Consider the following 19,388-nt stretch of genomic DNA (forward strand, 5'->3'; position numbering starts at 1 on the left):
GAGGAAAGGGCCGGGGAATAGCTCCCTATGAAAATGGTAGTATGAAAACCTTGCAAAGGGCTCCACCCTCTGCAGGGGGATTGCGCCACTTCGTGGCTGAGGCAAGGGCCGGGGAATAGCTCCCTATGAAAATGGTAGTATGAAAACCTTGCAAAGGGCTACACCCTCTGCAGGGGGATTGCGCCACTTCGTGGCTGAGGAAAGGGCCGGGGAATAGCTCCCTATGAAAATGGTAGTATGAAAACCTTGCAAAGGGCTACACCCTCTGCAGGGGGATTGCGCCACTTCGTGGCTGAGGCAAGGGCCGGGGAATAGCTCCCTATGAAAATGGTAGTATGAAAACCTTGCACAGGGCTCCACCCTCTGCAGGGGGATTGCGCCACTTCGTGGCTGAGGAAAGGGCCGGGGAATAGCTCCCTATGAAAATGGTAGTATGAAAACCTTGCACAGGGCTCCACCCTCTGCAGGGGGATTGCGCCACTTCGTGGCTGAGGAAAGGGCCGGGGAATAATTCCCTATGAAAATGGTAGTATGACAACCTTGCACAGGGCTCCACCCTCTGCAGGGGGATTGCGCCACTTCGTGACTGAGGCAAGGGCCGGGGAATAGCTCCCTATGAAAATGGTATCTATGAAAATCGCACGCGAAGTACACGGGCGTTGACTCCCAGATCGCGAAAGGTCTTCAGCCAGAACAGCTGCTGATTGCTCAGGGTATCGTTAGGCGATTTTATTTCCAGGAGCTCGTAGTGTGTTTCGTTCCAGATCAGCAGGTCGGGCATCCCCCGGGAGTTTTCCACCAGGTTTTCAGCCATGGTCTCCATTATTTTTCTCAGGGCGGGAAGGTCAATACGGGAAGCCAGCACTTTGACCATGCCCCATATTTCCGGATCCCACACCACAAACGGGTTGGCCGTACCGAAATTCTTTTCAAAGGTTTCCCATAAGCCGGCTACCAGCTCATCCGGGTCACGGAAGTTATCGAGGCGCTGCTGCACCTGTACCCGGCGCTTTTCGTAAAAATCAGGCAGGTACAGGTCAGAGGGCCTGCGCTGGAAAGGGTGGTGGAAAGCTACCAGGGAGGGGTCAAAGATGATATCCCACAAAAGCAGCCCGAACAGGGCTCTCCAGGAGAAGTTTTCGGAAAAAGCACCCGAATACCCCTGCTCCAGGAAATATTCGAGGCTACCCAGCTCTACACTGTGCCGGTATTCTGCCCCAATAGTGATCTCATCGGCTTCCTTCAGCCATTCGGTAGTTTGCTTCCGGTTCTTTTTGCCTGACAGCGTAGTGAGGAAGTATTCTGCAAAATATTGCTCATCTACATTGTAGGGAGAAACGATCATCTCCTCGCATACCGCCCGGGCCTCATCATAGAATTTACCCCGGGCCAGGCAGCGGGCCTTGCGCTCACGTGCCGGTGGAACCTGTGCGTCATCATACAGCTCAATGGCCAGGTCATAGGCTTTGCACCGCTCCAGGTGCCGGCCGATGTTCAGCTGAAGCTTCTGAAAGGCCGGAACGGCAACAGGGCTTAGCTGTCGGTGGGCATCTCTGAAGCTGCAATACCAGTCAAAGACCTGTTCAGGCCCGTAGGTCTCTTTTATTTCAGCAAAAACAAGGTATTGCTCGGATACCAGCCACTTGTCTTCTGCCTCTTTCCGGGTGGTGAACCGGGCCACCAGGTGATCGTCATGCTGCTTATAGTACTGCACCAGGCCCAGGTCGCGCAGCACAAATTCGGTCATATCCATGCTGCGGTTACCAAAAAAGAGAAACTTCAGGAAGGAAACCTCTTCTTCAAAGTTCACCTTCACCAGGGGAAAAGAGCTGCTGATAACGTGGATGATTTCTTCTACACTCAATGAAGCCCTGAGGTACCCGGTGATCTCTTCTTTTTTAGCCGTTTTCAGCTCCCGGAGGCCAAAGGCTCCTACCAGCTCGCTGCGGGTAAGGAGGGCCAGCAGCTCATTGAGCCAGAGCTGATGATCTTCAAAGTTCAGCGGGGTAATAAACCCGCGCGTCTTCAGTATTTCCAGGTTTCCCGGAATATCTTCTATTTCTGCATATTTGAGGGTGCTGACCTTAAAGAACAGGCCTTTCCGGTTCGTAAAACGGATAAACAGGCATTGGGCGTCTTCGGGCAGCGTATAGTATTTCCGCAGGAACCTCCACTCTGATTCTACCAGCAGATCTGCGTATTTGTCTTTGACAAAGCTTAGCAGGTACTCAAAGTTATCGTGATAGTACTTGGGCGGCAGCTCTATGGTACTCATAAGCAGCTACGATCAGGCGTCGGTTTGAGGGGCTTTTTGCCGGTAGTAAAACCTGTAGAGAAGAGCTGCAAATACCAGGGTGGAAAGCACTACCCAGGGCAGGGGAATGTTATCCATTTTCTCCAGTTCGGGTGACACTACCCCTTTGTGAATAAAATGAAAAAGGATCACCGCCACGGTATTGTTAAAAATATGCGCCGCTATAGGTACCCGGATATTCCCTGTCCATACATACAGGTATCCGAAAAAGGCACCCAGCATCATGCGAGGCAAAAAGCCGTAAAACTGAAAATGGATAGCGCTGAAGAGGATAGCCGATAACCAGATGGCCAGATGTTCATTATTCAGCCCTCTGAGCAGCTTCCGCAATACAATACCCCGGAATATGAGCTCTTCCCCGATACCGGCAATAACGCCGATCACCAGGATATTCATCAGCAGCTGCGGCAGGGTGTCTGATTTGGCCAGGTATTCGGTAATTTCTGCAGCCGACCGTTCCATTTCTTTCAGCGTATTTTCCAGTCCGCTCAGGAAGCCGGGAAGCTGAACATTTTCATTAATGCTGCCCAGGTAGGAGTTGAACGGCAGGAAGGCCATCTGGAGAATAAAAACCGTGAGAATTACACCGGAGGAGCTGAGTTGGCTGGAGCTGAAATCAGCTATTGGCTTTCTTTCTATCCACCGCCAGTAGGCCAGGGCCGTCAGGACAAATAAGATCAGTGAGGAAAGCCCCTGGGCCGTCACCAGCAGCCACCAGCCCGTCCGGCTGCCCATCATGCTACTCATTCCCCGGCTAAGTGCTTCGAGGTCAATGCTGCCTGATTCTTTTACAATAGCCGCTATCATCAGGCCTGCCTGCACCACGGAAGCCAGCACAAAACCCAGGCAAATAAACCCGAACAGGATCAACAGGGAAGACCAGGCGTCTCTTTCAGAGGAGTTCCTTACAAAACGTACAAAATCCATACGATCAATTTTTCAGCAAATATCGTTAATTTCCGATAGGATTTTAAGCCCTTCAAAATTGATTTTTTCTAAGCTATTTATGTATTTTTGCAAGCAACACCTTAACCAACTATTGTGAATGGCAAATTTTAAGCGCGAGATCAACCTCTACGATGCGGTAATGCTCGTATCCGGTACCATGATCGGTTCCGGTATTTTTTTAGTTTCTTCTGATGTAGCCCGGCAAACGGGCGATACCGGCTGGCTGCTTCTTTCCTGGCTTATTGCAGGCGGGCTGACCATGATGGCAGCCCTTTCTTATGGTGAGCTGGCTTCTATGTTTCCCCATGCCGGCGGACAGTACGTTTTTCTTCAGAAAGCCTATAACCGGCTGATCGGCTTTTTGTACGGCTGGTCGTTTTTTGCCGTTATCCAAACCGGGACCATCGCTGCAGTAGCCGTAGCGTTTGCCAAATACACCGGTGTGCTGGCGCCTTCGGTGATCAATGATGAGCCGATCATCCCGATATACGGTTCTTTCCAGATCTCGTCTCAGCGGCTGCTGGCTATAGCCACCATTATTCTCCTGACCTATTCCAATACCAAAGGGGTCAAGCTGGGCAAAATCATCCAGAATATATTCGGCAGCACCAAGTTGATCGCCCTGGCTTTCCTGATCGTAATCGGCTTTATCTATACCAATTCTGAGGTCATATCGGCCAATTTCTCGCATATATTCCAGGCCAACCCTACGGCGATGCTCTCTGTCAATAACGAATGGACAGCCACGATGATCGGTGGCATGGGCATTGTGCTGGCACTGGGTGTGACCCAGGTGGGTACGCTGTTTTCAAGCGACGCCTGGCACGGGCTGGCTACTGCCGGCGATGAGGTGATCAATCCCGAAAGGAATATCCCGCGGGGACTGGCCATCGGCACACTCCTGGTGACCGTTTTATACCTGCTGACCAACCTGGTTTATCTTTTTATACTTCCGCTGGAAGGGAGCCCTGAGGCCACTGATGTGATTGGGAGAGGGATCCAGTTTGCCTCCCAGGACCGCGTGGCAGCCGCAACGGCCGAGGCAATCGGCGGGCCGTCTATGGCTGTGTTTATGGCTATACTGATTATGATCTCTACGTTCGGTTGCAATAACGGGCTTATCCTGACCGGTGCCCGCATGACCTATACCATGGCCAAGGACAACCTGTTTTTCAAAAGCTTCGGAAAGCTGAATAAAGCGGCCGTTCCGAGCACTGCACTGTGGTGGCAATGTGCCTGGGCCGGGGTATTGTGCCTGAGCGGCAAGTATGGCGACCTGCTTGATTACCTGATGACGGTGGTTATCCTGTTTTATGTGCTGACCATTATCGGTATTTTTATTCTCCGGAAGAAAATGCCCGATCACCCCAGGCCCATCAAAACGCCTTTGTACCCGGTTCTGCCGCTGTTGTATGTCATAATTGCATCGGCTATCGTTATTATCCTGATTAAGGAAAAGCCGCAGTTTACGTTTCCCGGGCTGGGTATAGTGGCCCTGGGTGTGCCGGTTTATCTATGGTTCAGGAAAGGATTGAAGTAATAAAAGAGAGCAGAGAGAAGCGGCTCCGGCTATGCCGGAGCCGCTTCTGACTTAATTTTTGTTGATCAGTACGGCTACTTCTGACGGCAGGTGAGTAGCTTTGTTTTTCCGGGCCAGGTCATGAGCTCCCAGCAGGATATCCGGACGCCCGTCGCCGTTCACATCGCCCAGCTCCAAAGTCATCCACTGGCCTGATTCCACTTCTTTAAAGGTAGCAGGCGAGAAATCATAAGCACCGTTATTTTCGAGATAGGTAAACCCTTCTCTGGCATCTTTCCGGTAATAGGCAATAGCGGCAATATCGAGGTCGCCATCGCCGTCAAAATCAGCCGCCATGGCTTTGGTGGCCCCGTAAAGCGGGTAGAACCAGGCCTGCATAAAAGTATTTTTTCCTTTGTTTTCGAATATCCTTACGCCGTGGTAATTCTTCAGGGTAAAAGAATAGTCGGCGTTATCCCCGTTAGCATAGAGAATATCGGGCAGGCCGTCATGGTTAAAATCGGCCAGCTCAAACCACGAAGAGCCGTACACCGGTGAAAACGTTAAGACCGCCTCCTCTTTAAACCGGCCTTTTCCTTTGTTGTAGAAGATCGAAATGCCCTCCAGTCCCTGCGCGTACAGCACCACAATATCGTCTTTGCCGTCGTTATCCATATCTTTAATTACCATGTTCCGGGCTCCGGGCATATTTTTGATCACCTGCTCTTTCCGGGTTTTACCGTCATACCAGGCCAGGCTACCGGTTTCAAAGCCGAAGTTGCAGACGATGATATCTTCGGTACCGTCCTGGTTAATATCGGCAAAGGCAAAATCAGCCGGTTTGTGCAGCTTTTCCAGCACGTAGGCTGAACCTGTTTTATCGTTATACCGGATGAGCTTCCCCAGGCTTTTCTCGTGCGGGCCCAGCTGGCCCAGGTCCAGGAAATACCAGTCGTTTTTCCATTTCCTGATCACCGAAAACACGCCCGGCTCCATGATGGAATCGGTGACTACTTCGCCGTTTTTCCATACAAACCGCTTGATCTCACCCCTCGGGCTACCGGCCAGCACGGCACCCGATTGCCGGTCAAATCCAAGCGCCGTGGTGTTGTTCTGGTAACCTTCACTCCGTAAAAATGGGGTAAAGCTGAATCCGGGCAACTCTTCTTTCAAGGGCTTCCGGGCCGCCTGCGGCAACGGCGATTCCGGTGCATTTTTAAGGTAGAATTCTACTATTTTCTGATAATCTTCTTCGTGGATCTTCGGTCTCAGCGGGTATACGTTCTCATACACCAGGTTTTCAGTGCCCTGCTGCACCTGGAGTACATTTTTACTGAATACATCTCCTACGCCCAGGCGGAGGCCCATCTCAGGCAACGTCCGGGTTTCCCAGGTTTTCTTATCCAGCATCCAGGGCTCCACATACTGATGGCAGCTGCCGCAGTGCATTTTGGCCAGGGTTTCACCGGGCAGGCCAGAGGGTTCAGGAGGGTTTGTATTCTCTGCCTGATTACCTGAAGAGCAGGAAACCAGGGAGAAGCCAAAAACTGCAAGAAGCAGTACAGGAAAACATTTCATAAATAATTACTCAAAATAAAAGGGTCGAAGAATCACTTCTCCGACCCTTTTCGCATTTAACACATTTTTAATTATATCCCGGATTCTGCTTCAACGGCGATTGTCCGTTCTTGGTGCTCAGGTCAATCTGACGTTGCGGAATAGGATAAATTTCATTTTTGCCCTGGGTAAATTTGCCATTTCTTACGTCAGGAGTAATGGCTCCTTCATAGCTGAAATAGGCATTCATCGTTGTTGCGGCAATACCCCATCTCGACAGGTCAAAGAAGCGGTGGCCTTCCATAGCCAGCTCCAGTTTTCTTTCGAAATAAATGGCCTGCAGGGCACCGTCTTTACCTTTAGCAGCAAAGGCTCCGGCCGGATAGGTCTTAACCACATAGTTTGCAGCAGGCTTGCTTGAGAATCCAGCCGTCGGATCGCTTGGATCGGCATAATCATGCAGCCAGCTGTCTTCTTTGGCTGCCCGTGCCCGTACCATGTTCACCAGCTCCTGAGCCCTGGCCAGGTTACCCAGCTGAGCTTCTGCCTCGGCATTCATCAACAGAACATCTGCAAAACGGATAATGTTAACGTTAATGGCTGAACCCGGTGCCCATGAGCTTTTATCGGCATATACACCCTGAGTAGCTTGCCAGTAAACACTTTTCTTAGGTGAATACGGACCGGCGTAGCTCTGGTCACGAATCCAGGTTTGTCCGGGATGGTAGCCCCAGTCATGATAAGGAAGACCTCTTCTACCTACGGTCCAGTCAAGTCTTGGATCCAGAGGAGTGGTGTTATCCGGCGTAAAGGTCGCACTCGAAAGGACACCCTGGTCGTTTTTCAGCGCCTTGGCATTGTATGTACTTACTAAAGGCAGCCCGGCAGCATCGGTCTGGAACGAGTTGGCCAGGTCAATACTTGGCTGGTAGAATCCACAACATCCGAAAGGCGAGTTATACGGGAAGTTCAACATCCAGCCCTGGTTTCCGTTATTAATGGAGTTTGAACCGTCATTGGCCACCTGCTGTACTGCAAATACCGATTCCTTGCTGTTTTTGGTAGCGGCATCGAAGTTGTCCTGGTAACGATCCAGGAGACCGTATTTTTCACCGCTGGAAGTTACCCCATTGGCAATCACCGCATCAAAAGTGGCTTTGGCTTCGGCCCATTTTTTCTGGTACAGCTGTGCTTTACCCAGGTAAGACCCCGCAGCCCATTTGTTGGCCCGGCCTTTCTGGCTCTGGGTATTGGGCAGGTTATCGTAGGCAAATTTAAAATCAGCCTCAATTTTTGGCCATACATCTTCGGTATTGCCCACTGCTGTGGCATCTTCTGTGGTTTCATCCACCCACGGAATATTGCCAAACATTTTTTTCAGCTCAAAGTAATAGTGTCCTCTCAGGAAACGTGCTTCCGCCTGGATCCCTTTCTTATCTGCATCAGAAATATCAGAGGCTTCCACCACATTCTTCAGCACAGCGTTGGTCCGCGCCACACCTTCGTAAGACACCACCCATTTGCTGTTAAAGAAGCCGTTGCTGGGGTCAGCGATGTGCTGCATGATGGTGTTGATACCGGCCTGGTCGGTTCCGTCAGAACCTTTGTGGGCTTCTCCCCCACCAACTGTGCCATAAATCCAGTTATCGGCGGCCACATCCCAGGAAGAAGCGGCCCCCATATCGGTTCCGTCTAGTCCACCGTAGGCACCGATCAGGAGGGCATCCACACCGGCGCGGCTTTTCAGCTGGGCATCAGATAAAGCCCCCAAAGCAGGAAGGTCAAAGAATGAATCCTTACAGGCCGTAGTTCCGAAGGTAAGGGCGGCCGCCAGGATTATCGAATATTTAAATCTATTTGATGTTTTCATTTTCTCGAATAATTTAAGACTTAGAATGATAAGTTAAGACCGATCAGGAATTGCTTCGTATTTGGATAGGTTCCTTCGTCCAATCCGAACGCCGTAGAATTCTGTACCTGTCCCACTTCAGGGTCTGGTCCTGAGTACTTGGTGAATGTAAACAGGTTAGCTGCCTGAATATACACCCTTGCACTTTCAATTTTCACTTTCGACAGCAGATTAGCCGGGAGCCGGTATCCGATCTGCGCGTTTTTCGCTCTTAAGTAAGAACCGTCCTCAATGTAGTACGAGTTAGGTACTGTACTGGTACTGAACGACCCGGTGTTCTCCTGGATAGGCGCTGTAGCATTCTGGTGGCTAGGAGTCCAGGAATCATACAAGGCGGTTTTGCTCTTAGCGCCCTGGAAGCTTGGATAGAAATCTGTCCACCACCTTACCTGGTTCCAGATGCTGTTGCCCTGAACGCCATACAGGAAGATGCTTACATCAAACGCTTTGTATTTGGCACCCAGGTTCAAACCGTACGAAAAGTCGGGGCTGGGGTTGCCCAGGAAAGTCCGGTCATCGGCTGTGATTCTACCGTCACCGTTCACATCTTTGTACCGGAACCGGCCTACGGCCACGTCAGACTGGTATTCTCCGCCGGCTTTGGAATTGGCCGCATCAATTTCAGCCTGCGAGTTCCAGAAGCCTTCTATCTGGTAACCGAAGAAGCTGCCTACGGGGTGATCTACCTGGTTTCTTACGATAGCCGAACCGTTAAACCGGCGACCTTCCTGGTCAAAGTAATTGGCTCCGTCTGAGATCTTGATGATCTTGTTATTGTAGGTGGTAAAGGTCAGGGTAGCGTTCAGGCTCAGGTCTTTCTGTACCTTCTTCTCCCCGTAAATGGTCAGGTCGATACCCTGGTTTCTCATGGAACCGATGTTTACCGAAGGCCGGGTTCCCTGTCCGGCAGTAGCCGGCATATCCGGTGCAAACAGCATACCGTTGGTTTGCTTTTTGTACCAGTCAAAGTTAACCACAAGGGCATCGTTAAAGAAGCCGGCGTCAAAGCCTATGTTGGTGTTAACCACTTCTTCCCATTTCGCATTCGGGTTACCGATACGGGTTCTGATAAAGCCCATGACGGTGCTGTTACCGGTGCCGTTAATATCGTAGAAAGCACCACCACGGCTCTGGCCATACGTAGTGAACTGGTTGGCCTGATTTACGTTAAATTGGTTACCCATGGTACCCCAGCCACCGCGGATTTTCAGGTCGGATAACCACGAAACATCGCTCATAAAATCTTCCTGCTTAACTTTCCATGCAGCAGACACAGCCGGGAACACCCCGAAGTTTTGTGTAAACTTGGATGAACCGTCACGACGTACAATGGCACTCAATATATATTTATCAAATGCAGAGTATTCTACCCGGCCAAAATACGAGAACAGCGCCTCCTGGTACCGGCTACCTGCGTTGGTCTGGGCTCCGGAACCGGTGCTCAGCGTGGTGTAATCGGGGTCAAAGGAGAAATAGCCCAGGGTATGCGCTTCCATAGACTTAGATTTGCTGTTGTTCGCTTCAGTACCGGCCAGCACCTTGAAAACGTGGTCAGAGCCCAGGTTAAAATCATAGGTCAAGGTATTACTCCAGGTCCATCCAAAACCCTGAGAGGCATATTCATTATAGGCATTGGTTTTACCGTTTTCAGCATTCTCATATTCCGGATAGTTGAATGTGCTGCTATGGCTGTTAAACGAAGCTCCACCGAAATTGCTCCTGAACACCAGGTTTTTCAGGACGTCTATCTCCGCAAAAACATTTCCGAATACTTGGGTATCCAAACCTTTGTTGTTGACGGCACGCTCACGGATGGCCACCGGGTTCCGGGCGTTACCCATCCCGGAAGCAAATGAACCGGCAAAATTACCCTTGATATCGTATACCGGGATGATAGGCTGCTCGCGGTAAGCCATACCGATCGCACTACCCTCCGTTAAGAAATCTGAAGTCGGGTTATCTCTAAACGCCACGGCCAGGTTTTCTCCTACACGAATTCTTTTAGATATGTTGTACTGGCTGTTGGATCTCACCGTATACCTTTTCATGTAGGTATTCATGAGGTTACCCACCTGATTATAGTAATTCAGCGAGAGAAGGTAGCTTCCCTGCTGCCCGCCGCCGCTTACGCTAAGGTTATGGCTTTGCATGGGCGCATCTTTAAATATCTCGTGGAACCAGTCGGTACCTGCCTTGTTGGATTTCACAATCCGGTAAAATCCGTCGATATCACCCGAATTTGTATAAAAGGGGTTTACATTGTACAACGACTCATCTGCCGTAGCCGCACCGGTAGGAATAATGTAGTTCGGCAGAACAGGAGTAGCGCCTGTGCCGTACTGGGCATCTGAAAGCGGCAGGTTCATGTTTTTGTACATCATCCACTTCAGGTCTGCCATTTCCTGCGGATTCAGCAGGTTATATACATTTCCTTTGGCCACGGTCTGGGTGCCCAGGAAGGTATCGTAGGTCACTCTTACTTTGCCTTTTCCTTTCTTGGTGGTAATTACCACTACCCCGTTAGCCGCTCTTGAACCGTAGATAGAAGCTGTACCGGCGTCTTTCAGCACCTGCATGGTCTCAATATCGTTCGGGTTCAGGTAGTTGATATCCTGGGTAGGCATACCGTCAACCACAAACAGGGGGGCGTTATTACCGAAAGAGTTGATACCCCTGATCCTGATCTGCGGAGAAGTACCGGGCTGTCCGGTACCCAGTACCGTAATACCGGAAGCACGACCCTGCAGCTGGTTAGCCACGTTAGAGTTAGGCTGTTCTACCAGCTCAGATACTTTAACGATAGAAACCGCACCGGTCAGGTCTTTCTTTTTAGCGGTACCGTAACCCACAATCACCACTTCATCTAAAGCAGCCTGATCACTTTGAAGAGCCACATCCAGCTGGCTCCTGGTTCCTACGGTCTGTTCCTGGGTGATCATCCCTACGAAGGAGAACACCAGCACCGCATTATTTCCGGGCACTGAAATACTATACTCCCCGTCAACGTTGGTCTGTGCGGCCGTGTTTGTGCCTTTGACCTGTACGGTTACACCCGGGAGCGGAGCATTGTCTGCCGCATCTGTTACCCTTCCTTGAATTGTCCTGGCCTGTCCGAAGGTGTCGGTCTGAATCAACAGAAATCCCAACAATAAGACGAAGCCGTACTTAAAAAATAGATTTGTTTTCATACGGAAAATTAAAATGGTTGAATAATTGCCCGAAATATAAAGGATAATCTGAAATACCGTATAAACTGGCCGGTGAGAAATACTCATATTTTTTATATTTTTTTTACAAACTTCGCTTTTTATATGAATATTAAATATTATTTGTTAAAATTGTGTAAATATCACACATTTATATTAAAATAATACAAAAGCATTAGTTGCCATGACCAGGAAATCATGGCCGGAAAATAAAAAACCCCGGAGGCAAATCTCCGGGGTCTGTTATGTTGGTCAGATTAAAAAAACAATCAGAACAGGCCTTCGTTCCTGTTAAGGCAATTCAGGTCTTCAAAAGCGACTTTCAACCGGTTGACCATAGATTCTTCTGCTTTACGCAACCAGACTCTCGGATCGTAGTATTTTTTATTGGGAGAGTCTGCGCCTTCGGGGTTGCCCAGCTGCGACTGAAGATAGCCTTCCTTACTCTTATAGTAGTTCAGGATACCGTCCCAGGATGCCCACTGCATATCGGTATCAATGTTCATTTTAACGGCACCGTATTCTATAGCCTCCCGGATCTCTTCTCTTGAAGAGCCGGAGCCGCCGTGAAACACAAAGTTTACGGGCAGATCACCCGTACCGTATTTTTTCTGAATATAATCCTGTGAATTTTTAAGGATAACCGGCTTCAGCGATACGTTTCCGGGCTTATACACGCCGTGTACATTTCCAAATGCGGCCGCAATGGTAAAGTTCGGGCTGATTTTCAGCAGTTCTTCGTAGGCATAGGCTACCTCTTCCGGCTGGGTGTAGAGCTTTGAGCTGTCCACATCGGAGTTGTCCACGCCATCTTCTTCTCCGCCGGTCACACCGAGCTCGATTTCGAGCGTCATGCCCATTTTGGCCATTCTTTCAAGGTACCGCTTAGAGATCTCGATATTCTCCCGGATCGGCTCTTCTGAAAGGTCGATCATGTGCGAGCTGAACAGGGGGCTTCCTGTGGCCGCAAAATGTTTTTCACCGGCATCCAGGAGGCCGTCTATCCACGGAAGCAGCTTTTTAGCACAGTGATCGGTATGCAATACCACGGGGACACCGTACATTTCGGCCAGGTTATGCACGTGCAATCCGCCGGAAATGCTGCCGGCGATGGCTGCCTTCTGCCCGTCGTTAGAAAGACTTTTCCCTGCATAAAACGAGCCTCCGCCATTGGAAAACTGGATAATTACCGGTGAATTGACGGCTCTGGCCGTTTCCAGAACAGCGTTGATGGAGTTTGTTCCTACCACGTTAACCGCAGGCAGGGCAAAGTTATTCTCATTGGCAATTCTCAGAAGCTGGTTTAAAGCTTCTCCGGTAACCACCCCGGGCTTTATTAATGACTGACTCATCTGATATTTCGGGTTTAAATATTAAAGTGTGACAAATTTACGAATATTTTTGTGCAACTGCTTCATTTTTTAAGAACTGAAACGTCACAATATTGTTTTTGAGAAGAAAGATTTAAATTGCAACATGAGTATTGGTATTATAGTGGGTACTAACCGGGAGGATTCCTTTTCTGAAAAGATAGCGGGTTATTATTCGCAGCGGCTGACAGAAAGAAACAGGGAACATGAGATCATACATCTGAAAGATTTGCCTCATAATTTTATTTTTTCCAACACCTACGGCGCTTCTGACCCGGCCTTTGCTTCGTTTCAGAAACAGATAGACGCTCATCCCAAGCTGATCTTTATCATCCCGGAGTATAACGGCTCTTTCCCGGGTGTGCTGAAGTCGTTTGTGGATGCCTTGCGGCACCCCGACAGCTTCAGCCGGAAGAAGATTGCCCTGGTGGGCGTATCGTCAGGGGCGTACGGGAACGCCGTGGGCCTGAGCCATTTCAGTGACGTACTGGCCTATCTGAATGCAGATATTTTAGGTTTACGTTTAAAATTAGCCAATATTTTGGCCCATTTTTCAGACGGAGCCTTTACCTTTGAGGTGTACGCCCGGTTTGTGGAAAAACAGATAGACACTTTTATTGAATTTTAATCATATACCTATCATGAAGACCCGATTTCTAACGACAATTGCAGCCTTAACGCTTGCCGCCGGCACTGCCCGTGCACAATACTCCGATATTCCGCCGAAAGAATCTCCCATGAAGATGAAGCCCGAAATGACGGAAATCTGGGAACCCGAAGTAAAAGTAGTCACCCCGGGCAAAAATGCCGGTAACGCCCCTTCAGATGCCATCGTGCTTTTTGACGGGAAAAACCTGGACCAATGGGTGAGCAAGAAAGACCCCAAAAAACCCGCCCCCTGGAAAATCGTAGACAATGATTATATAGAGGTAGTGCCCCGCTCAGGCGATATCCAGACCAAAATGAAGTTTGGCGACTGCCAGCTGCACATAGAATGGAGCGCCCCTGATGTGGTGGAAGGCGTAAGCCAGGGCCGCGGAAACAGTGGTGTGTTCCTGCAGGACCGGTACGAGATCCAGATTCTTGACAGCTACAATAACCGGACATACGCCAACGGACAGGCCGGAAGTATTTACAAGGATCATCCGCCGCTGGTGAACGTTACCCGGGGCCCGCTGGAGTGGAACACCTACGATATTATTTACCGGGCTCCGCGCTTTAAGCCTGACGGCCGCCTGGATGCCCCTGCCACTGTAACGGTGATTCATAACGGTGTGGTAGTACAGAATAATTCAACCATTAACGGACTTACGCTTTACATCGGCCTTCATAATTATCCTGAAGCGCACGGTGAAGACGTTATATCATTACAGGATCACGGCAACAAAACCCAGTTCAGAAATATCTGGATCAGGAAGCTGTAAGCCCCGCTCCCGAGCGTTAAAGAATGTATGAGAAGCCTGAAAGAAATTTATGAGAAGGTTTGTGCGGAGATCTGGTTTTACAGCAAAGACGAGGCCCGTGAAATCGCTTTTCTGCTTTTACAAAAACTCTGGGGAATCACCCGGACCGATATCCTGGTGGGTGAAACCGACCGGGATGCCGGTTCCCTGGAGTTTTACATTGAACGGATCAACCAGGGCGAGCCCGTTCAGTACATCCTGGGAGAAGCCTGGTTTATGAACCGGCGCTTTGAAGTAAACCCCTCTGTGCTCATTCCCCGCCCGGAAACCGAAGAAATGGTCACCCGGGTTTCTTCCCTTTCGCCCAAAACAATTCTTGACCTGGGTACAGGTTGTGGCTGTATTGCAGTAACCCTGGCCCTGGAGATTCCGGATGCCCGGGTATATGCCATTGACATTTCAGAACATGCGCTCGTTACGGCAGAAAACAATGCCCGGGCTCACCAGGCACAGGTAACTTTTGCCCATGCCAATATGCTGGATTTCAAAAATCCTTTTGATACAGACACTTTTGACCTCATCATCAGCAATCCGCCTTATGTAAAGGAAAACGAGAAACCGGAGATGCGTAAAAACGTCCTGGATTTCGAACCCCACCTGGCCCTTTTTGTGCCCAACCAGGACCCGCTGGTTTTTTACCGGCATATTGCCGAAACCGGTTTCCGCCACCTGGCCCCGCGGGGCTCCATCTGGGTGGAGATCAACAGCTACCTGGGGGAAGAGACAGCCGGGGTCTTCCGGGACCGGGGTTATCGCCATGTTAAGCTACTGAAGGACTTTTTCGGAAAAGAAAGGTTCCTGGAAATAAAGAAATAATACCAATGGAAAGAAAAGAATATCTTCATCGTAAAATCAGTGAAATTCACACCGAAATAGGCAAGGCGGTCATTGGACAGGAGCACCTGATCAACCGTCTCCTGATCGGCCTTTTTACAGATGGTCATATTCTGCTGGAGGGTGTTCCCGGCCTGGCAAAAACCAAAACCATCAACTCGCTGGCCCAGGTGCTTGACCTGGGTTTTCAGCGGATCCAGTTCACCCCTGACCTCCTCCCCTCAGACCTGGTAGGCACCATGATCTACAACCAGAAATCAGGGGATTTCGAAGTAAAAAAGGGGCCTATTTTTTCTAACCTGATCCTGGCCGATGAGGTAAACCGCGCACCGGCCAAAGTGCAGTCAGCCCTCCTGGAAGCCATGGCCGAGAAGCAGATCACTATAGGCGAGGAGTCGTTCAGGCTGGATACGCCATTCCTGGTACTGGCCACCCAGAACCCCGTGGAGCAGGAAGGTACCTATCCCCTGCCCGAAGCCCAGGTAGACCGTTTCATGATGAAGGTATACGTGGATTACCTCGACAAGCGCTCCGAGCTGGAAATGATTCAGCGGGTTTCAGGCTATGATTTTGACCCGAAGATTCACCACGTACTGAACAAACGGGAGATTGAGGAAATAAAACGCCATATCCATGCGGTAACCATTTCGGAAACCCTGGAAAAGTATATTGTGGAGCTGGTGTTTGCCACCCGGAACCCGGAAGAGTACGGCTTAAAAGACGAGGCCCGGTATATTCTTTTCGGTGTTTCACCAAGGGCAGGCATTTCTCTTTATAAAGCCGTTAAAGCACATGCTTTCTTTAACCACCGCGATTACGTGCTGCCCGAAGATGTTAAGGCGCTGGTCAGCGATGTGTTCAATCACCGGATCATCCTGAATTACGAAGCAGAAGCAGACGGGATCAATACCCGGCAGATCATTGCTTCGGTGCTGCAGAAGGTAGCGATCGGGGGGTGAGTTCTCGACTACGCTCGAACTGACAGGAAGTGCTGTCACTTGTCAGTTCGAGCGTAGTCGAGAACCAAGCCTTAGTAAATCAAATGTACACAATCCGGAGACACTGCATCAGTCCTCCAAAAGATTTCCCAGGAAAGTAAATCTCAGGAATAGCGACATCAAAAAGAAGAGGATGCCCCAGTTGAGGTACTGGTAATAATAATCGGTCATGTCATACACCCGGGCGCTTTCGGCCAGGCTTTTCTCCAGGTGGTCAATCTGGTCAAAAATGCGGGTAAGCGCCGTATTATCGGTAGCCTGGAAAAAACGGCCTTCCGGTCCGCCGGCCAGCATACGCAGTGTTTTTTCATCCACTACTTCGTCTGAGCCCGGTTTTCCGATAGCAATGGTATATACCCGCACACCAAACGAACGGGCCAGCTCCAGGGCCGTTTCGGGCGGAATAGCCCCCGCTGTATTATCGCCGTCGCTGATAATAATGGCCACCCTTGATTTGCCCGGCACATCCCTGAGCTTGTTCACGCAGGAGGCCAGTGCCGTTCCTATGGCCGTTCCGGAGGTTTTGACCAGGTCGGTGCTAAGGTCTGCCAGGTACTCTTTCAGCGATACGTAGTCTGTGGTTAGCGGGCTCAGCGTAACGGTTTCGCCGGCAAAGGCTACCAGCGCGATGCGGTCATTGATCCTTCCCTCAATAAAGCGCCGGCCGATATTTTTGGCGGCTTCCAGCCGGTTGGGCTGCAGATCACGGGCCAGCATGGATTCAGAAATATCTACCGCAATGGCAATGTCAACCCCTTCCGTAAAGTTTTCAGAACCCGAACCGGGCAGCTGCGGCCGGGCGATAGCCAGCACCAGGCAGCCCACCCCCATCATGAAAAAGAGCGGAACCAGGAACCGGAATTTCACCAGAAGGCCCCTCTTCCCGGCCAGGCCTTCTACCGATAAAAGGAGCGTTTGTTTCCGGTGCGAGCTGAATACCCATTTCAGGAAGAAGAAAAAAGGAACCAGCCCCAGCAGCCAGAGCAGGTAAACGTTTGCCCAGTAAAAGGAAAGCAACGTTTTGGGATAGAACCAATAAGGAGAAAACCAATTCATTTACCCCGGTAAAAATCTACGGCATTCCGCACACTCCCATGCTCCAGCAACCCTGCTTTGGCCTGCGCATAATCTACACCGGTTTCGGCCATGATCATACGCACACCCCGCTCTACCAGCTTTTCATTGCTCAGCTGCATATCTACCATTTTATTGCCCCTCACCTTTCCCAGGCGGATCATGAGGGTAGTAGAGATCATATTCAGCACCAGCTTCTGGGCCGTACCTGATTTCATGCGGGTAGAGCCGGTCACATATTCGGGACCCACCACCACTTCTACCGGAAACTGCGCACCGGCCGCCACCGGGCTGCCCGAGTTACAAACGATACAACCGGTCAAAAGGCCATTTTCATTGGCCGCTTTAAGCCCGCCCACCACGTAAGGGGTACGGCCCGAAGCAGCTATGCCGATAACCGTATCAAGGGGGCCGGGATGGTACTGCGCCATATCTTTCCAGGCCTGATCGGGGTCATCTTCGGCATTCTCCACCGCTTTACGGATAGCTGAATCACCGCCGGCGATCAGTCCGATCACCAGGTCAAAGGGCACTCCGTAGGTTGGCGGACACTCCGAGGCATCTACAATGCCCAGGCGGCCGCTGGTGCCGGCACCGATATAGAACAGCCGCCCGCCCTGCTGCATTCTTTCTGCCGCCCGGTTCACCAGGCTTTCTATCTGCGGAATAGCTTTTTCTACAGCCAGGGGCACCGTTTTATCTTCGGAGTTGATCCCTTCCAGGATTTCCCGTACAGATTTCTTCTCCAGGTTATCGTGGTGAGAACCGGCTTCGGTCGAAAGCCCGTTCAGGTCAATAGAACTCATTGGAAACTCTCGCTATAGTATTTGTAAAACAGGGGAATCGTCTCAATGCCTTTCATGAAGTTGAAAATCCCGTAATGCTCGTTGGGCGAATGCAGCGCATCGGAATCCAGGCCGAAGCCCAGCAAAATCGATTTCAGCCCCAGCTCTTTTTCAAACAACGACACGATCGGGATACTTCCGCCGCCGCGGGTAGGTACCGGGGTTTTCCCGAAAGCCTCTTCCATGGCTTTAAAAGCCGCCTCATACCCCGCAGAATCGGTAGGCGTCACGTAAGGCTGCCCGCCGTGGTGCGGCTTCACTTTTACTTTGACGGTAGGCGGCGCAATGGCCGTAAAGTGGGCGGTAAACAGGTCGGAGATTTCGTGCCAGTCCTGGTCAGGCACCAGGCGCATGGAGATTTTGGCAAAGGCTTTTGACGGAAGCACGGTTTTCGAACCTTCTCCCGTGTACCCTCCCCAGATCCCGTTCACATCCAGCGTAGGGCGTATCGAAGCTCTTTCTCGGGTGGTATATCCTGTCTCTCCGCTGACTTCTGCTATGCCCAGGTCTTTTTTGTATTCTTCCAGGTCGAAAGGTGCAGCTTCCAGGGCCTCCCGCTCTTCCGCACTCAGCTCCTGCACCTTATCGTAAAACCCTTTGACGGTCACTTTCCCGTTCTCATCGTGCAGCGAAGCAATCATCTGTGCCAGCACGTTGACCGGGTTGGCTACCGCTCCGCCATATACACCGGAATGAAGGTCACGGTTCGGACCCTCTACTTCCACTTCCATATAGGCCAGTCCGCGGAGGCCGGTCTCTACGGAAGGAATATCGTTTCCAATGATAGATGTATCGGAAATAAGGATAATATCGGCTTTCAGCTTTTCTTTGTTTTGCCGGACAAATTCGCCCAGGTTTTCTGATCCCACCTCTTCTTCTCCTTCAAACATGATCTTTACGTTACAGGGAAGGCCGTCATGCTTCAGCATGGCCTCTATGGCCTTTACGTGCATATAGATCTGTCCTTTGTCATCGCAGGCACCGCGGGCAAAGATGGCTCCTTCGGGGTGAACAGGCGTGGTTTTTATGACCGGCTCAAAGGGAGCGCTGTGCCAGAGCTCGAGGGGGTCGGCCGGCTGCACGTCGTAATGGCCGTACACCAGGATAGTGGGCAGGGAAGGATCTACATTTTTTTCCGAATATACAACGGGATGCCCGGCCGTAGGACAGATTTCTGCCGTGTCCATACCGGCATCCAGGAGCTTTCCCTGAATGTATTCGGCGGCACGCAGCATGTCCTGCTGATGCCTGGAGTCTGCACTAACCGAGGGGATCCTCAGGAAATCAAAAAGTTCGTCGAGATAACGTTGTTTATTCGATTGGATGTAATCCTTCATGTATTTATAGTTTT

14 protein-coding genes are annotated in these 19,388 nt (G+C 50.6%); 5 read left to right on the forward strand and 9 right to left on the reverse strand.

From position 1 onward, the window contains the following. Window positions 1-628 precede the first annotated feature (628 nt). Together AB2U10_RS01055 and AB2U10_RS01060 are read right to left on the reverse strand one after the other, a co-directional pair. Window positions 629-2,275: a VRR-NUC domain-containing protein gene (locus tag AB2U10_RS01055; RefSeq protein ID WP_367914573.1), complete on the reverse strand. Its 1,647-nt coding sequence runs from the start codon at window positions 2,273-2,275 to the stop codon at window positions 629-631. 12 nt (window positions 2,276-2,287) lie between these two features. Beyond that, window positions 2,288-3,241, reverse strand: coding sequence for a CPBP family intramembrane glutamic endopeptidase (locus AB2U10_RS01060; RefSeq protein ID WP_367914572.1), 954 nt, complete (start codon window positions 3,239-3,241; stop codon window positions 2,288-2,290). Window positions 3,242-3,359: 118 nt separating this feature from the next. Here AB2U10_RS01060 and AB2U10_RS01065 point away from each other — a divergent pair, with 118 nt between their 5' ends. Then, complete coding sequence (locus AB2U10_RS01065; protein WP_367914571.1) at window positions 3,360-4,802, forward strand: APC family permease; 1,443 nt, start codon at window positions 3,360-3,362, stop codon at window positions 4,800-4,802. Window positions 4,803-4,853: 51 nt separating this feature from the next. Here AB2U10_RS01065 and AB2U10_RS01070 read toward each other — a convergent pair whose 3' ends face one another. The 4 genes from AB2U10_RS01070 to fbaA all read right to left on the reverse strand — a co-directional run bounded on the left by AB2U10_RS01070 (window position 4,854) and on the right by fbaA (window position 12,805). After that, on the reverse strand, window positions 4,854-6,359 hold the full coding sequence (locus AB2U10_RS01070; protein WP_367914570.1) for an FG-GAP repeat domain-containing protein: 1,506 nt from the start codon (window positions 6,357-6,359) through the stop codon (window positions 4,854-4,856). Between the two features lie 67 nt (window positions 6,360-6,426). Beyond that, window positions 6,427-8,208 (reverse strand): RagB/SusD family nutrient uptake outer membrane protein, encoded by a 1,782-nt coding sequence (locus tag AB2U10_RS01075; protein ID WP_367914569.1) that lies wholly within the window; start codon window positions 8,206-8,208, stop codon window positions 6,427-6,429. A 20-nt stretch (window positions 8,209-8,228) separates the two neighbouring features. Then, window positions 8,229-11,435, reverse strand: a complete 3,207-nt coding sequence (locus AB2U10_RS01080; RefSeq protein ID WP_367914568.1) for a SusC/RagA family TonB-linked outer membrane protein — start codon at window positions 11,433-11,435, stop codon at window positions 8,229-8,231. A 287-nt stretch (window positions 11,436-11,722) separates the two neighbouring features. Next, on the reverse strand, window positions 11,723-12,805 hold the full coding sequence (fbaA, locus tag AB2U10_RS01085; RefSeq protein ID WP_367914567.1) for a class II fructose-bisphosphate aldolase: 1,083 nt from the start codon (window positions 12,803-12,805) through the stop codon (window positions 11,723-11,725). Window positions 12,806-12,929: 124 nt separating this feature from the next. Here fbaA and AB2U10_RS01090 point away from each other — a divergent pair, with 124 nt between their 5' ends. From AB2U10_RS01090 to AB2U10_RS01105, 4 genes are read left to right on the forward strand one after another with little or no spacing between them, the layout of a single operon-like run. Beyond that, window positions 12,930-13,451 (forward strand): NADPH-dependent FMN reductase, encoded by a 522-nt coding sequence (locus AB2U10_RS01090; RefSeq protein WP_367914566.1) that lies wholly within the window; start codon window positions 12,930-12,932, stop codon window positions 13,449-13,451. Window positions 13,452-13,464: 13 nt separating this feature from the next. Continuing rightward, complete coding sequence (locus AB2U10_RS01095; RefSeq protein WP_367914565.1) at window positions 13,465-14,247, forward strand: 3-keto-disaccharide hydrolase; 783 nt, start codon at window positions 13,465-13,467, stop codon at window positions 14,245-14,247. Window positions 14,248-14,274: 27 nt separating this feature from the next. Next, on the forward strand, window positions 14,275-15,102 hold the full coding sequence (prmC, locus tag AB2U10_RS01100) for a peptide chain release factor N(5)-glutamine methyltransferase (RefSeq protein WP_367914564.1): 828 nt from the start codon (window positions 14,275-14,277) through the stop codon (window positions 15,100-15,102). Between the two features lie 5 nt (window positions 15,103-15,107). Further along, complete coding sequence (locus tag AB2U10_RS01105; RefSeq protein ID WP_367914563.1) at window positions 15,108-16,079, forward strand: AAA family ATPase; 972 nt, start codon at window positions 15,108-15,110, stop codon at window positions 16,077-16,079. Window positions 16,080-16,187: 108 nt separating this feature from the next. Here the strand turns inward: AB2U10_RS01105 and AB2U10_RS01110 are convergent, their stop codons facing one another. From AB2U10_RS01110 to AB2U10_RS01120, 3 genes are read right to left on the reverse strand one after another with little or no spacing between them, the layout of a single operon-like run. Further along, complete coding sequence (locus tag AB2U10_RS01110; protein WP_367914562.1) at window positions 16,188-17,174, reverse strand: VWA domain-containing protein; 987 nt, start codon at window positions 17,172-17,174, stop codon at window positions 16,188-16,190. Continuing rightward, on the reverse strand, window positions 17,171-17,998 hold the full coding sequence (murQ, locus tag AB2U10_RS01115; protein ID WP_367914561.1) for an N-acetylmuramic acid 6-phosphate etherase: 828 nt from the start codon (window positions 17,996-17,998) through the stop codon (window positions 17,171-17,173). The genes AB2U10_RS01110 and murQ overlap by 4 nt, the downstream gene beginning before the upstream one ends. Next, window positions 17,995-19,374, reverse strand: coding sequence for a dipeptidase (locus AB2U10_RS01120; protein WP_367914560.1), 1,380 nt, complete (start codon window positions 19,372-19,374; stop codon window positions 17,995-17,997). The genes murQ and AB2U10_RS01120 overlap by 4 nt, the downstream gene beginning before the upstream one ends. Window positions 19,375-19,388 lie beyond the last annotated feature (14 nt).

The sequence above is a fragment of the Leadbetterella sp. DM7 genome, from assembly GCF_040829825.2.
Classification (GTDB): Bacteria; Bacteroidota; Bacteroidia; order Cytophagales; family Spirosomataceae; genus Leadbetterella.

Excerpts from the sequence above, each read along its gene's own strand:
- AB2U10_RS01060 (WP_367914572.1), bottom strand. The coding sequence starts at position 3,241 with ATGGATTTTGTACGTTTTGTAAGGAACTCCTCTGAAAGAGACGCCTGG.
- AB2U10_RS01070 (WP_367914570.1), bottom strand. The coding sequence starts at position 6,359 with ATGAAATGTTTTCCTGTACTGCTTCTTGCAGTTTTTGGCTTCTCCCTG.
- AB2U10_RS01090 (WP_367914566.1), top strand. The coding sequence starts at position 12,930 with ATGAGTATTGGTATTATAGTGGGTACTAACCGGGAGGATTCCTTTTCT.
- AB2U10_RS01120 (WP_367914560.1), bottom strand. The coding sequence starts at position 19,374 with ATGAAGGATTACATCCAATCGAATAAACAACGTTATCTCGACGAACTT.
- AB2U10_RS01105 (WP_367914563.1), top strand. The coding sequence starts at position 15,108 with ATGGAAAGAAAAGAATATCTTCATCGTAAAATCAGTGAAATTCACACC.
- prmC (WP_367914564.1), top strand. The coding sequence starts at position 14,275 with ATGAGAAGCCTGAAAGAAATTTATGAGAAGGTTTGTGCGGAGATCTGG.
- AB2U10_RS01095 (WP_367914565.1), top strand. The coding sequence starts at position 13,465 with ATGAAGACCCGATTTCTAACGACAATTGCAGCCTTAACGCTTGCCGCC.
- AB2U10_RS01110 (WP_367914562.1), bottom strand. The coding sequence starts at position 17,174 with ATGAATTGGTTTTCTCCTTATTGGTTCTATCCCAAAACGTTGCTTTCC.
- AB2U10_RS01080 (WP_367914568.1), bottom strand. The coding sequence starts at position 11,435 with ATGAAAACAAATCTATTTTTTAAGTACGGCTTCGTCTTATTGTTGGGA.
- AB2U10_RS01075 (WP_367914569.1), bottom strand. The coding sequence starts at position 8,208 with ATGAAAACATCAAATAGATTTAAATATTCGATAATCCTGGCGGCCGCC.
- murQ (WP_367914561.1), bottom strand. The coding sequence starts at position 17,998 with ATGAGTTCTATTGACCTGAACGGGCTTTCGACCGAAGCCGGTTCTCAC.
- AB2U10_RS01065 (WP_367914571.1), top strand. The coding sequence starts at position 3,360 with ATGGCAAATTTTAAGCGCGAGATCAACCTCTACGATGCGGTAATGCTC.
- AB2U10_RS01055 (WP_367914573.1), bottom strand. The coding sequence starts at position 2,275 with ATGAGTACCATAGAGCTGCCGCCCAAGTACTATCACGATAACTTTGAG.
- fbaA (WP_367914567.1), bottom strand. The coding sequence starts at position 12,805 with ATGAGTCAGTCATTAATAAAGCCCGGGGTGGTTACCGGAGAAGCTTTA.